Raw genomic sequence first — 12,883 nt, forward strand, 5'->3', positions numbered from 1 at the left:
GGAATTGCAGGCATTTTAGATTTTTGGGAGGATCTAAATTTATGGAAATGGCTTTAGCAATTTTATTTGGTTCGGCAACAATTCTGCTGATCCTGTCACTTGCCAGCATGAAGCGGGCGTCAAAAGTACAAAAGGAACAAGTGGATACCTATTATGTTGCCATGCTGGAGGAAACTAGCAAACTACAGGAACAAATAGCGAAAATGCAACTAGACAGTGAGATTACGGCCCAGGAGGCAGGGATTGTTGGCATGGACTCAAAAGAGAGGGCTTTGCTCCGTGAACTGCTTGATTTACATAAGAGAGGGTATACGATTAAGAGCATGGCATCAAAGACCAGATTAACGGAAACCGAAATCGAACAGCTGCTTGCTCCTTATATTTCCTCCAAAGAAGGAAGGAGGAACGTTTCCCATGTCAGCTAAGGTGATGAGCAGCTTTGCCGCCGGCCTGATTGTAGCTGCCAGTGTATGCGGAGCGGTCTATTTCTGGGGCCCAGGAAAATCGGCACCTGCCGAGGCGGCATCCACTCCCGCTGAAGAAGTGGCCTCTGCCGAAGCTGCAGTGCCAACTGAAGCAGAAATGAAGGAACTTCTGGTGGCTTCTGGTTACATGGTTCTTACGGAAGAAGAATGGAAAACCCAGCTCGCCTCTGCAGAACAGGCTGCCAAACAGGGAGCTCCTCCAAAAGAGGAAAAGGAAACGGTTGTATACCACACTATTGTAAACGTCGCCTCAGGCATGACAAGCATTGATGTAGGTCGGGCTCTTGTGAAGGGGAAAATTATCGACAATGCTTTTGACTTCTCCCGGGAAGTGGAGAAGAGGGGGCTGTCAAATAAGCTTCGTCCCGGCACATTCGAGCTAAACAGCAAAATGAGCATGGATGAAGTGATGAAAATCATTTTTAAATAAGCGTTAGACAGGTTGTACTCCAAGGAAAGGGAGGCAGCCTGTTTTTTGTTTTTACAAAAGAAGGAAATATAATAAGGATGTTGAATATATAATAGTCTTATTATACAAACAATTTAGAGGTGGGAACATGAGAAAAAGGAATACACCGGCCTTTACCTTTTTGGCCTGGACATCATTTGTTTTATCACTTGGCTTCATTTTTGTTGCATTGTGGAACGCTGACTGGCCATTAGTGGAAAAGGGTTATTATGCCGCTGCAACGCTCTGGGCGATTTCTTCGGCGATTGTCCTTCAGAAGGTCGTGCGCGATAATGATGAAGATAAAGACTTGAACCCAAGTCCTAAACCGTCCAGATTTTCAAAAGAGGAAGAATTATAAGTGTGAATTCGCCCTTAACTGAAAMCCCCGCCTCACCAGGCGGGGTTTTTAATGTACAATTCATTTTATTTCCTTGACTCTTCCGACCTGTCCATCCGTCAGCCTTACTTTTATCCCATGAGGATGGAAGCTTGATTTGGTGAGGATGTCCTTTACGACACCGCTTGTCAGCTTGCCTGTTTTTTGGTCAGCCTTAAGCACGATTTCCACTTCCATTCCTGGAGCAATATCGTTCCTGTTTTGACCGCCCATCATACGCCCATTTTCCTTCGCGAGTTGCTTACCTTTTTTGTTTGCTGGCTTTTCATTTTCTTTGTTGTTTGAGATTGATGAGCATTTCCACTTCCATTGCTGTTTTGCTGTTTTTTCTTTTCCAGCTGCTTTTGAATGGCCTCCTGCAAGGTCATTTTTTTAACTGGCTGTGTTTCATTTTGGGTCATTCATATTCCTCCTGTAGGCTGTCAAGTAGATTAAGTATATCTATTCTTTCTAGTTTGTACAATGCACTTTTGGGCTTTCAGGATCAATTCCATACTAATGGTAAACGCCATACCCACTTTGGGTACGGCGTTTATCTTCTGCAGGGAATTGTCTAGCGGTTGCTCTCAAGCTGCTTTATATGCTTTTCTTCAATTTGTTTTTCAATCCTTGCCAATTCTTTCCTGTTTGTCAAAATTTCCTGCTTGTTGTTTCTAATTAGTGTTTGCATGTTGAGTATTGGTTTTCTCATTTAAGCGACCCTTCTTCTTGTAGTTTTTTTGTGAAAATTATAACATAATGAAAATATATCAAATTTTTAGATAATTTTCAATACTAAAGTAAAGGATTTTGTGAAAAAACCGACAAATTAAACTCCCGACTGGTTTCATTATAGAAAAAATTGGATATAAGAGAACGTGCATTATGCCAATATAATGATAGGGGGAATAATTTTGTTTGGTTCAATTTGGTTTACATTGCTCTCATGTGCCTTTTTCATGGGCCTGGTATCATGGATTTCCTACTTGAAAACAAAAGGGGAGGTTAGCGATTCGGCAGGGTACTTTCTGGCTGGCCGGGGGCTTACAGGCGGCTTTATCGCAGGTTCACTGTTATTGACCAACTTGTCGGCTGAACAGCTGATTGGGTTGAATGGCCAGGCTTACCGGACTAATCTTTCAAATATGGCCTGGGAAGTTACGGCAGCTTTCGCCGTCATCATCATGGCGGTTTATTTGCTTCCGAAATACCTTGGAGGAAGCTTTACAACATTGCCGGAGTTCTTAAGCAAGCGTTTTGACGAAGGGGTCAGGAGATATACGGTCATTCTTTTTATGCTTGGATACATACTTGTAACGATTCCTTCCATGCTTTACTCAGGTGCTTTGGCGGTATTGAAGCTTTTCGATGTTCCCGGCCTGTTCGGAATTTCGTATGTAGCATCTGTATGGCTGGTCATTTGGGTAATTGGCATCATTGGCGCCCTGTATGCCATTTTTGGCGGCTTGAGAGCTGTCGCCGTTTCAGACACACTTAATGGAGTGGGGCTGCTGATAATAGGAATACTTGTTCCTGTACTGGGATTCATTGCGCTAGGGGACGGAAGCCTTCTGGCAGGTATGAAGGAAATCGCCGTCCAACATCCGGAAAAGTTGAATTCAATTGGCACAAAGGAAGATTCCGTTCCATTTGGCACCATTTTTACAGGGATGATTTTTGCCAATTTATTTTACTGGGCTTCAAATCAGTATGTCATCCAGCGGACCCTGGGAGCAAAGAGTTTGGCGGAAGGCCAGAAAGGGGTGCTCATTTCAGGGTTTTTTAAGCTTCTTGTCCCGCTTTTCATGATGATACCTGGTGTGATTGCTTTCCATTTGTATGGCGATGGGCTCGAATCGGTTGATTTGGCATATCCTGCACTGATAACAGATGTTCTTCCTGGCTATTTATCCGGATTTTTTTTGGCTGTCTTGCTGGGGGCCGTTTTCAGTTCCTTTAATTCATTATTGAACAGTGCTGCCACTTTATTTGCTCTGGATATCTACAAACCGCGCATCAACCCCAATGCAGATGATAAAAAGCTAATCCAGGTGAGCAAGGTGTTCGGAACCCTGCTGGCGATTGTTTCCTTGTTTGTTTCGCCCATGCTGATGAACGCTTCGGAAGGACTTTGGGATCTGATTCGCCGATTTACAGGTTTCTTCAATATTCCCATCATTGCCATCGTGCTTGTGGGGATATTGACGAGATATGTGCCAGCTGTTGCCGCCAAAGTGGTGATTATTTTCCACGTGATTACCTACTATATGCTTGTCTGGGGAACAGATCACTTGTTCAATGTAAGTGTTCCGATTCATTTCATCCATATTTACGCCATCCTGTTCGTGATTGAAGTTGGAATCATGCTGCTGATTGGCAAATGGAAGCCGATGGAAGCGCCTTACCAATACAGAGCAAATCCGAAGGTGGATATGAATCCGTGGAAATTCGTGCTGCCGATCTCTATTTTTCTTTTGGCCCTCGTTGCCGTAACCTATGTTGTGTTCTCGCCGATTGGGCTGGCTTATGTAAATGGAATGGTTTCACCTTATTTTTGGACAACTATTGCAGCGATTTTATTGCCGACAGGTGCACTCATATTTGTTTCAATTAAATACTGGAATCAAAAGTATGCCGGCTATCTGGCTGCGCAAAGCCAATCTGAACCTGCCGTAATAAGTGAGAAGAAGCGATTGACTTTATAAAGGGAACAAAAAGGACCAGGGAGTGGATGAAGCGCATCCTTCCCTGGTCCTTATTTCTTTAATAATCGGTTACAATTACATCTCTGTCCAGGAACGCTTCAATCACTTCGGATACCTGGAAAGAGATTTGGGGTGAATCAAAGTTTTCAAACACGTGTTCACATTGGGATTTATATGCCATCGTCTCGTCATAGTGGGCCATATGCCTTTGGATGTCCTCCAGCGAATCCTGACGGTCCTCCTGGCGTTTAATGACTGTATCACGATCGGCATAAATGAAGAACCTCATCACACGCTCTCCATACATTTGCTTCAACTTCTCCGTGCCTTCAGGGTTTAATGTCAGGTAGACAAGATTATGGTGCTCAAATGCTTTGACGATATCAAACTCACGTATGCCATAGTGAAAGCCATCAATTTCCACACTCTCGAGAAATTCCTGTTGTTTTTCCATTTTAAGGAATGTTTCTTCATCAACAAAGTGGTAATCCTCGCCATCTGTCTCGTAATGGCGCGGAGGGCGAGTGGTGTAAGAAAGGACCGTCTCCATATCAAAAGCAGTGGCAACCATCTTGGCAACTGTTTTTCTTCCGGAACCATCAGGGCCTGTGTAAATGAATAATTTTTCCTTTTCTTTAAATTTGTACATGGAAAAACCTCCTTTTCATTAATGGTACGATTTATGATTTAAAAGAAATCATCTTGGGAAAACGAACAGAAATTTACCCTTTTTTAAAGAGAGATATCACAATTATATCAAATTATGAAAAGTGTGTCAGATTTTTCTGCATCTTTTTAAAATTAATTTTATTAAGCAGAGGGTTCATTTCCGGGGTGATAAGTTGAGTTTAGGCGGAGGTAGGGGTAAAATCAAAAGGTGCAGGAATAAGTATGATAATTACAGGTGGTTAAAAAATGATTGCTAAAACAGAACAAGATTTTAATGGTTTAAAGGAAATTGGCAAGATTGTCGCTTCGATTCGAGATGAACTTGTCGAAAAGGCGAAGCCGGGTATCACGACAAAGGAACTGGATGACCTGGCCGGAGAGCTTTTCGAGCGGTCTGGTGCTGTATCCGCTCCAAAAGGGGAATATGATTTTCCAGGATATACTTGTATCAGTGTAAATGAAGAAGTCGCACATGGCATTCCCGGAAAGCGGATCATCAGGGAAGGGGACCTGGTCAACATAGATGTTTCGGGTTCAAAGGATGGATACTTTGCCGACACCGGCATCTCATTTGTTGTGGGCGAAGGTGACGAAATTTTGACCAAAATATGTGAAGTGGCGAAGAGTGCCTTTGAAGCAGGCTTAAAAAAGGCAAAGCCAGGAGCCAAGAAAAGCGGGCTAGGCAAAGAAGTGTTCAAAACAGCAAAGCAGAATGGCTTGACGGTTATTAAGAACCTGACTGGACATGGAATCGGACGCACGATCCATGAAGCTCCCGACCATATATACAATTATCACGAACCATGGGATGATGAACTGCTGAAGGATGGCATGGTAATCGCGTTCGAACCATTCATTTCCACCGAGGAAGAAGAGGTATACCAGAAGGATGACGGCTGGACTTATGTGACGGATAAAAGTTATGTAGCCCAGTATGAACACACCATTATACTKACCAAAAACGGTCCTGTCATTATAACACTATAGAAAAAGTGAAGGCGTCATCCTGCAGGATGACGCCTTCATGTTTATAAAAGGGACTCAGCCCCATCAATATACACCTCTGTTCCAGTGATGTGGCTGGACATATCCGAGGCAAGGAAGAATACCAGGTCGGCTACCTGCTCAGGCTTTCCGGAAGCTTTTTCAAGAGGCTGGTTTCCTTCCGGATATTCGACCGGTATTTTGATTTTTTCCAGGCTTTCTTCTTCCGGGAAGGTATTTTCATCTATATTTGTATCGATGGCTCCCGGGCAGATAATGTTCACCCTTATTTTGTATTGCGCAAGTTCCAGTGCGGCCATTTTTCCAAATCCGGTTTGTCCGATTTTTGACGTGCTGTAGGCGGAAAAACCAAAGTTTTTATATATGCGGTTACCGTTGATCGAGCTTGTAATGATCACGCTGCCGCCATTTTTCTTTAGGTAGGGAATCGCATATTTGACGGTAAGAAAAGTTCCGTTCAGGTTTGTAGTTATCGTTGTGTTCCAGTCTTCAGGGCTTAAATCCTCAATTGGGGAAATCACGCCATTTATTCCGGCATTCGCAAATACGATATCGACCCTGCCCCAGGTTTCGCCCACTTTTTTATACGTTTCCTCTACTTCTTCCGGTTTGGAAATATCACACTCCAGAATGATGGCTGAGCCACCTTTCTGTTCCACCTGCTCTTTCACTTTTCTGGCGTTTTCCTCTTTTACATCAACCAGAGCAATTTTAGCCCCATCTTCGGCTAGCTTAATGGCTGCTGCCTTTCCAATGCCAGAGCCAGCTCCTGTAATGACAGCGACCTTGCCATCCAATTTACCCAATTGACTTCCTCCTAACAAAGTAATCTTAACGCTTTTACTTATGCCCCAAACAAAGGGTGTTGAAACTAATTATGGGGTCGCCACATTCACTTGTTMGTTAAAATGGATAAAGATGAATGATATGGGAATCCTGATAGTAAAAGATGAAAAAGGGTGATATCCGTTGAAACTGCATAAGGATATGCAATTTAAAATCAAGGAAGGATTCATGGCAAACCTGCACTCTTCCGATACGCTTACGATATTGGAGGTAACGCCAAGCTCCGTGGTCATTCAGATGAACAAATCCAATGGCAGAGGCGTGTTTCCATATGAAAGCTTCGAGTATTGGGTGAAAAGGGGCCTGCTGGCACAAATGAATGACCACCATAAAAGGACTTCCTAAAAACACTGGATGAAATATCTGGTGTTTTTATTTGGCACTTAACCAAATTTTTGCGTCAGCACCAGCATGGATATCAGCCCGATGGCAAATGCATAGGTGGAGAACTTTTCTTCTTCCTCCTGGCTGTCGGGAATGAGTTCCTTATAAATTACGAAAAGCATTGCTCCTGCTGCAAAGCTCAGTCCGTAACTGACGATCCCTTGCGCGTAGGATGCCAGGAAATAGCCGGCGAGCCCAGTTATAATTTCCACTGCACCTGTCATGGTCGCAATCAGCAAAGACTTCAGTTTGGATACGTTTTGGTGCAAAAGATAGATTGCTATCAAGAAACCTTCCGGCGCGTTCTGAAGGCCAATTGCAAGGGCAATGATCAGCCCCAATCCTTCCTGCCCTGCGCCGTAGCTTACACCGACCGACAAGCCTTCCGGCAGATTATGTAATGTAACTGCCACGATGACAATGAGCGTTTTTCGGTCAATTCCGGTGGCTATCCTGGAATTCTTTAAGTCCATACTCGCCGTCTTTGAATCAATCAGACTGAGCACAAAGATTCCGAGCAGCAAACCGAAAGATAGAACATACAAGTTCGACAGGTGCAGAGCTTCCGGAATCAGGCTGAAAGTGGTGGCCGCAATCATGACTCCGGATGCATACCCAAGAAGGGTGCCTTTCATCCGGGGTGAAATTTTGTTCAAAAATAAAATGGGCAATGCGCCCAAACCTGTTGCCATGGCAGATATGAATATGCCTAAAAACGCTTCCTTCATACAATTCCCCATACCTTTCTGTGTTGGTCTATATAAAGATAGTCTTTTATTCCCTACGGAGTGCATTTGTACACCTGGGCCCGCCTGGAAATTCACACTCCCAAATGGCAAGAATATAAAACTATTGAGGGGGGTAGAAGAAATAAAGAAGCTAGTTGCAGAAATCCTTTTCTAAGTTAAAAAGAAAGATTGAACAATTAGGAAACATCCATCATAATGTATATATGAGCATATATTCATATTTGAAAGAGGGGAAAGGAAATGGGGCACCATCATTCCCATGGACACGCGCATGGGCACGGGCATCATCATACCAGCAGCAATAAAAAAGCCCTTTTATGGGCGTTTATCATCATCGCAGCTTTTATGTTTGTGGAACTGGTTGGGGGGGTGCTTACAAACAGTCTCGCACTGTTATCCGATGCTGGGCATATGCTTAGCGATGCAGCCGCTCTGGGGTTAAGCCTATTTGCCATCAAATTGGGCGAAAAGACGGCTACCTCGAGCAAAACATTCGGTTATAAACGATTTGAAATTCTTGCTGCCATGATCAATGGCGCAACGTTGATTATTATCTCCGTGTATATCTTTTATGAGGCATACCATCGGATTCTTCAGCCGCCCGAAGTACAGAGCCTTGGAATGCTATTGATTGCTTTCACTGGGCTGCTGGTCAATATCCTGGCTGCATGGATTTTGATGAAAGGCGACAAGGACGAGAACTTGAATGTGCGCAGTGCCTTTCTCCATGTGATTGGCGATATGCTTGGCTCGGTAGGAGCGATTATCGCTGCTTTATGCATCTACTTTTTCGGCTGGGGGATGGCCGACCCAATAGCCAGTATAGTTGTTGCTGTGCTTATATTAATAAGCGGCTGGAGGGTAACAAAAGAATCGGTTCACGTTCTGATGGAAGGGACGCCAGCCCACCTGCAGGTTGATGAAGTCAAAGCTGTTCTCCAGTCCATTGCAGAGGTTCGGTCCGTCCATGATCTCCACCTTTGGTCCATCACTTCCGGAGTTCCAATGCTTAGCTGCCACCTGGCCATATCAGGTGGAAGCAGTCATGACGATGTTCTCCATCACGCACAGAAAATCCTCCACGACAAGTTTGGGATTGACCATAGCACCATCCAGGTAGAATCGGTAGAAGCAGGATGCCCAAGCCAGCATGGCACATGCAATTAATGGTGATTGGCGTGATCAATGGTTTGTTTCAAAATGCTTTTCACATGCTCATCATCACAGCTATAATAAACCGATGTCCCGTCCTTGCGAAATTTGACAAGGCGAAGGTTTTTCAGGAACCGTAATTGGTGGGAAACGGTTGATTGGAGAAGGGAGAGCTGTTCAGCTATATCGTTTACAGAATGTTCATCCTGAAAGAGAAGGTGAAGGATCCTTAACCTGGTCGGGTCTGCCAGGGCTTTAAATGTCTGTGAAACGATAAACAGGGTTTCTTCATCCATGACTTCATATTTTTTCTGTCCCAAGCTATTCAGCCTCCTTATAGTAAATTATAGCGTTTTCGTTTTAAAACTAAAAATCGCGGGAATTCGTTCCCGCGATTTTTTTATTGCATATGGGTGGAATCGTTATCCTTACCCTCCAATATGGCTCATTTCGATTTTAGGGCGCGCCGCGTCTGTTGTGCTGCGCTCCAGGGAATAACGGTCTTTTCGGCCATTCCATACATCCTGAAGGAGACCGGTGAGCTGATCGTCATTTAAGCCGGACCGGATAGGGGAACGGATATCATGCCCTTTAGAGGCAAAGAGGCAGGTGTATAACATTCCGCTCGCTGAAAGCCGGGCCCGGTTGCATGTCGAACAAAAAGCATCAGACACTGAAGAAATGACACCAATTTCATCTTCGGAGCCAATGTACCGAAATCTGCTGGCAACTTCCCCGGTATAGTTTGGCCTTATCGGCTCAAGTGGCATGACCTTGCTGATTTCTTCAATAATTCGGCTCTTCGGATAAACATCGTCCAGTTTCCACTTATTTGTATTACCGACATCCATAAATTCGATGAAACGAAGAATATGGCCTTTTTCACGGAAAAACCTGGCCATGGGGAGGATGTCCGAATCGTTCATCCCTTTTTTGACCACCATGTTGATTTTTACTTGCAGACCCGCATCGCTGGCTGCATCAATGCCGTCAAGGACGGTTTGCACGTAAACACCTCGTCCATTAATTTTGCCGAATACTTCGTCCCTTAAAGAGTCAAGGGAGATGGAAACACGCTTAAGGCCAGCTTCTTTAAGTTCCTTGGCGTATTTGGGCAATAAGGATCCATTAGTGGTCATAGCAATATCTTCGACACCATGAATCTGGTTTAAGCTCCTGATCAGCTCGGCAAGATTAGGCCGCATAAGGGGTTCTCCGCCGGTAATACGGATTTTTTTAACACCAAGCGATGTGACAAAGATATGGGTAAGCCGTTCCAATTCTTCAAAAGAGAGGAGTTCCTCCCGTTTCAAGAATGGATAATCCGGGCCAAAGATTTCCGCTGGCATGCAATAAGTGCAGCGGAAATTGCATTTGTCTGTAACTGAAATGCGCAAATCACGGAGAGGGCGTTTAAAATAATCATAAACCGTAGTATCTGTTTGCATCGGTTTTTCCCTCCTTTTTTAAAAACTGCTAATCTATTATTCGTTCCGGACAGGAATAGACATTGAAAGAGTTCCCGCGGATAAATCCGACCGCAGTGATGTTCAGGTCATTGGCAAGCTTGATCGCCAAATCTGTTGGCGCTGATTTTGAGAGGACGATGCCAACTCCAATTTTGGCAGCTTTCAATAAAACTTCAGATGAAATGCGCCCGCTAAATACTATGATTTTATCACGAACAGGAACTTTATTCAAAATACTGAATCCCAATAGCTTGTCCAGTGCGTTATGGCGTCCGATGTCGGTGCGCACCGCTATGATTTCTTCAGGGGTGCACAAAGCTGCATTATGGACACCGCCCGTTTCATGAAAAACACGGGAGCTGTCCTGCATCTCATTCATGAGTGTGATAGCTTGAACTGGTGAAATGGCTGTGGTGGAGGTTGATGTCCTGGCCGTCTTTGCATCGTTATGGAAATAGAATTGCCGGCTTTTTCCACAGCAGGAACCAATGAATCGCTTGGAATAGTACTGCTGGTTTGTAGTTGTTTCTGCCTTTATCGTTACGTAGGCATAGCCTCGGTCTTCATCGATGCTCATTGATAGAATGTCGCTGTAAAAGCGGATGACCCCTTCGGAAGCTAGAAATCCGACAACCATTTCTTCGAGATGGGCAGGAGTGCACACCATGGTGGCAAACTCGGAATCATTGACAAAGATCGTCAATGGAAATTCATTTACAATGACATCCTCGACATGAAGGAATTGTCCGTTAGAGTATTTGGTGATGGTATATTTTTCGCTCATGTTTTCCAACATTGTCTTCACCTAGATTCTTTGATTTAAGAGTAATTAAATTCTATACACATTTTGGAGAAAACTACAAGGGAAATTTACAATTCGTTCATAGTGTAAAATTGGTGTAACAAAGTTTGCAGAACTACTTGCATATCACTTTGTTAAATGATAATATTCAATTTGATTTCACAAATCTGTCACATTTTGATTCGAGATAGCGACCCTGTCGTCGGTTAAAATGTTACTTGAATGAAAGCGATTAACTGTTGGTCCGATAGTAGCGAATCCTGCTAGAAACTAACCGTCAATCTCACTCAATATGCCATTGTTCCATGGAATGGCAGAGAGATTGGCGGTTTTTTGTTGTCAAAAGTTCTATATTTGATTGGTTAATAGAGTCGAAACGGGGTTCCTTTATACATAACTGCCAGTTAAGCCGCAACCATTTAAATATGGAACTGTAAGAACTAAGGGGGAAGAAGGATGAAAACAACTAAGAACAGGTGGCTGATTGCCGCCTCGGCGGTCGGGATTCACATCTCGATCGGCTCCGTATATGCGTGGAGCAACTTCACGAATCCTTTAATTGAGGAATTCGGCTGGTCATCTCAGCAAGTACAATTGACATTCAGCATTGCGATTTTATTTTTAGGATTGTCTGCAGCTTTCCTTGGCCATTTTGTAGAAAAATATGGACCAAGAAAAGCAGGGTTGCTGGCAGCAGGCTTTTTCGGAGCAGGAATCATTGGCTCAGGAGTGGCCGTTAATCTTGGATCACTGCCTTTATTGTATGCAACCTATGGAGTGCTTGGCGGAATTGGGTTAGGGGTCGGCTATATCGCTCCCGTATCCACTTTGGTAAAATGGTTTCCTGACCGCCGCGGACTGGCAACAGGCCTGGCGATCATGGGCTTTGGCTTCGCGGCAGCAGTTGCAAGCCCGATTATGGATACACTGATTAAATCTGTGGGCACGGCAAATACTTTTTATATACTGGGTATTTCCTACCTAATCATCATGACCTTATCATCCCTTTATTTGGAAAGGCCGCCAGCCGGCTGGATGCCTGAAGGTTTTAAAGAAAAAGTGCAGTCGGGAAAGACAAAGTTCAAGGAAGACCTTGCCCAGCTGACAGCCAATGAAGCAGTGAGAACAAAGCGCTTCTACTACCTTTGGATAATGCTGTTCATAAATATTACTTGCGGCATCGCAATTCTATCGGCAGCAAAACCGCTTGCGGAAGAAAGTATTGGCCTCACAACGGCCGAAGCAGCCGCACTTGTTGGTGTACTGGGCTTGTTTAACGGTTTTGGGCGACTCGGATGGGCGACGATTTCCGATTACATCGGCCGGCCAAATACTTACACTATTTTCTTTGCTTCGCAAATTGTTCTGTTCATGTTTCTGCCGCAAACAACATCCGCTATCCTTTTCCAGGTGATGCTGGCAATCATCTACACCATGTATGGCGGCGGGTTCGCAGCGATTCCTGCATTTATCGGGGATGTATTTGGAACAAAACAGCTAGGTGCCATTCATGGCTACATCCTGACAGCTTGGGCGGCTGCAGGACTGGCTGGGCCAATGTTTGCAGCGTGGATCAAAGATACAACAGGCAGCTACGCGGCAAGTCTTTCTTTCTTCTCGGGAATGTTTGTGCTCGCCTTAATTGTTTCCCTGCTTGTCCGCGTCGATATCCGCCGATTGCGCAAACAGAATGAAGCAAAGCCATCCAATTTGGCAAGCTAATTTTTCACGCTTTAATCGTTCGTATGGTACAATACCTATCATGTAAACTGTTTGAGATGGCAGGGAGG

General features: G+C 44.3%; 17 protein-coding genes. 8 read left to right on the plus strand and 9 right to left on the minus strand.

Annotated features, from left to right (window positions below):
* The first annotated feature begins 41 nt into the window (after positions 1-41).
* The 3 genes from ADU22_RS15295 (at position 42) to ADU22_RS15305 (ending at position 1,294) form a co-directional block, all read left to right on the plus strand.
* On the plus strand, positions 42-425 hold the full coding sequence (locus tag ADU22_RS15295) for a hypothetical protein (RefSeq protein ID WP_053362925.1): 384 nt from the start codon (positions 42-44) through the stop codon (positions 423-425).
* A complete protein-coding gene (locus ADU22_RS15300; RefSeq protein WP_053362926.1) occupies positions 415-915 on the plus strand; it encodes an MltG/YceG/YrrL family protein in 501 nt (166 codons plus the stop codon). Before ADU22_RS15295 ends, ADU22_RS15300 begins: the two co-directional genes overlap by 11 nt.
* A 127-nt stretch (positions 916-1,042) precedes the next feature.
* Entirely contained in the window at positions 1,043-1,294 is a 252-nt protein-coding gene (locus ADU22_RS15305; protein WP_046524679.1) for a YiaA/YiaB family inner membrane protein, read from the plus strand.
* 60 nt (positions 1,295-1,354) lie between these two features.
* On the opposite strand, the gene ADU22_RS15310 is transcribed toward ADU22_RS15305, so the two are convergent.
* The 3 genes from ADU22_RS15310 to ADU22_RS24710 all read right to left on the minus strand — a co-directional run bounded on the left by ADU22_RS15310 (position 1,355) and on the right by ADU22_RS24710 (position 2,024).
* On the minus strand, positions 1,355-1,546 hold the full coding sequence (locus ADU22_RS15310; protein WP_053364597.1) for a YwbE family protein: 192 nt from the start codon (positions 1,544-1,546) through the stop codon (positions 1,355-1,357).
* Positions 1,546-1,734: a hypothetical protein gene (locus ADU22_RS15315; protein ID WP_053362927.1), complete on the minus strand. Its 189-nt coding sequence runs from the start codon at positions 1,732-1,734 to the stop codon at positions 1,546-1,548. Before ADU22_RS15315 ends, ADU22_RS15310 begins: the two co-directional genes overlap by 1 nt.
* Positions 1,735-1,886: 152 nt before the next feature.
* Positions 1,887-2,024 carry an FbpB family small basic protein gene (locus ADU22_RS24710; protein ID WP_156183161.1) on the minus strand — a complete coding sequence of 46 codons (138 nt, stop codon included), beginning with the start codon at positions 2,022-2,024 and terminating at the stop codon, positions 1,887-1,889.
* A 184-nt stretch (positions 2,025-2,208) separates the two neighbouring features.
* Here ADU22_RS24710 and ADU22_RS15320 point away from each other — a divergent pair, with 184 nt between their 5' ends.
* A complete protein-coding gene (locus ADU22_RS15320) occupies positions 2,209-4,017 on the plus strand; it encodes a solute:sodium symporter family transporter (protein ID WP_053364598.1) in 1,809 nt (602 codons plus the stop codon).
* A gap of 58 nt (positions 4,018-4,075) precedes the next feature.
* Here the strand turns inward: ADU22_RS15320 and ADU22_RS15325 are convergent, their stop codons facing one another.
* Positions 4,076-4,666 carry a guanylate kinase gene (locus tag ADU22_RS15325; RefSeq protein WP_053362928.1) on the minus strand — a complete coding sequence of 197 codons (591 nt, stop codon included), beginning with the start codon at positions 4,664-4,666 and terminating at the stop codon, positions 4,076-4,078.
* A gap of 266 nt (positions 4,667-4,932) precedes the next feature.
* Here ADU22_RS15325 and map point away from each other — a divergent pair, with 266 nt between their 5' ends.
* On the plus strand, positions 4,933-5,673 hold the full coding sequence (map, locus tag ADU22_RS15330) for a type I methionyl aminopeptidase (protein WP_053362929.1): 741 nt from the start codon (positions 4,933-4,935) through the stop codon (positions 5,671-5,673).
* 41 nt (positions 5,674-5,714) lie between these two features.
* On the opposite strand, the gene ADU22_RS15335 is transcribed toward map, so the two are convergent.
* Positions 5,715-6,497 (minus strand): SDR family oxidoreductase, encoded by a 783-nt coding sequence (locus ADU22_RS15335; protein WP_082252879.1) that lies wholly within the window; start codon positions 6,495-6,497, stop codon positions 5,715-5,717.
* 163 nt (positions 6,498-6,660) lie between these two features.
* Between ADU22_RS15335 and ADU22_RS15340 the strand changes: the two genes are divergently transcribed.
* On the plus strand, positions 6,661-6,882 hold the full coding sequence (locus ADU22_RS15340; protein WP_046524685.1) for a hypothetical protein: 222 nt from the start codon (positions 6,661-6,663) through the stop codon (positions 6,880-6,882).
* A gap of 38 nt (positions 6,883-6,920) precedes the next feature.
* Here the strand turns inward: ADU22_RS15340 and ADU22_RS15345 are convergent, their stop codons facing one another.
* Complete coding sequence (locus ADU22_RS15345; RefSeq protein WP_053362931.1) at positions 6,921-7,649, minus strand: ZIP family metal transporter; 729 nt, start codon at positions 7,647-7,649, stop codon at positions 6,921-6,923.
* A gap of 261 nt (positions 7,650-7,910) precedes the next feature.
* Here ADU22_RS15345 and ADU22_RS15350 point away from each other — a divergent pair, with 261 nt between their 5' ends.
* A complete protein-coding gene (locus ADU22_RS15350) occupies positions 7,911-8,837 on the plus strand; it encodes a cation diffusion facilitator family transporter (protein WP_053362932.1) in 927 nt (308 codons plus the stop codon).
* Here the strand turns inward: ADU22_RS15350 and ADU22_RS15355 are convergent.
* From ADU22_RS15355 to fdhD, 3 genes are all read right to left on the minus strand, one after another.
* On the minus strand, positions 8,834-9,118 hold the full coding sequence (locus ADU22_RS15355) for an ArsR/SmtB family transcription factor (protein WP_053364599.1): 285 nt from the start codon (positions 9,116-9,118) through the stop codon (positions 8,834-8,836). The two genes, ADU22_RS15350 and ADU22_RS15355, sit on opposite strands and share 4 nt — an antisense overlap.
* A gap of 132 nt (positions 9,119-9,250) precedes the next feature.
* Positions 9,251-10,270: a GTP 3',8-cyclase MoaA gene (gene moaA / locus ADU22_RS15360; RefSeq protein WP_053362933.1), complete on the minus strand. Its 1,020-nt coding sequence runs from the start codon at positions 10,268-10,270 to the stop codon at positions 9,251-9,253.
* A gap of 28 nt (positions 10,271-10,298) precedes the next feature.
* Complete coding sequence (gene fdhD / locus ADU22_RS15365) at positions 10,299-11,087, minus strand: formate dehydrogenase accessory sulfurtransferase FdhD (protein ID WP_053362934.1); 789 nt, start codon at positions 11,085-11,087, stop codon at positions 10,299-10,301.
* 462 nt (positions 11,088-11,549) lie between these two features.
* On the opposite strand from fdhD, the gene ADU22_RS15370 reads away from it, so the two are divergent.
* A complete protein-coding gene (locus ADU22_RS15370; RefSeq protein WP_053362935.1) occupies positions 11,550-12,815 on the plus strand; it encodes an L-lactate MFS transporter in 1,266 nt (421 codons plus the stop codon).
* Positions 12,816-12,883 lie beyond the last annotated feature (68 nt).

This window comes from Bacillus sp. FJAT-27251 (assembly GCF_001273925.1).
In the GTDB taxonomy this organism is placed as follows: domain Bacteria; phylum Bacillota; class Bacilli; order Bacillales; family Cytobacillaceae; genus Mesobacillus_B.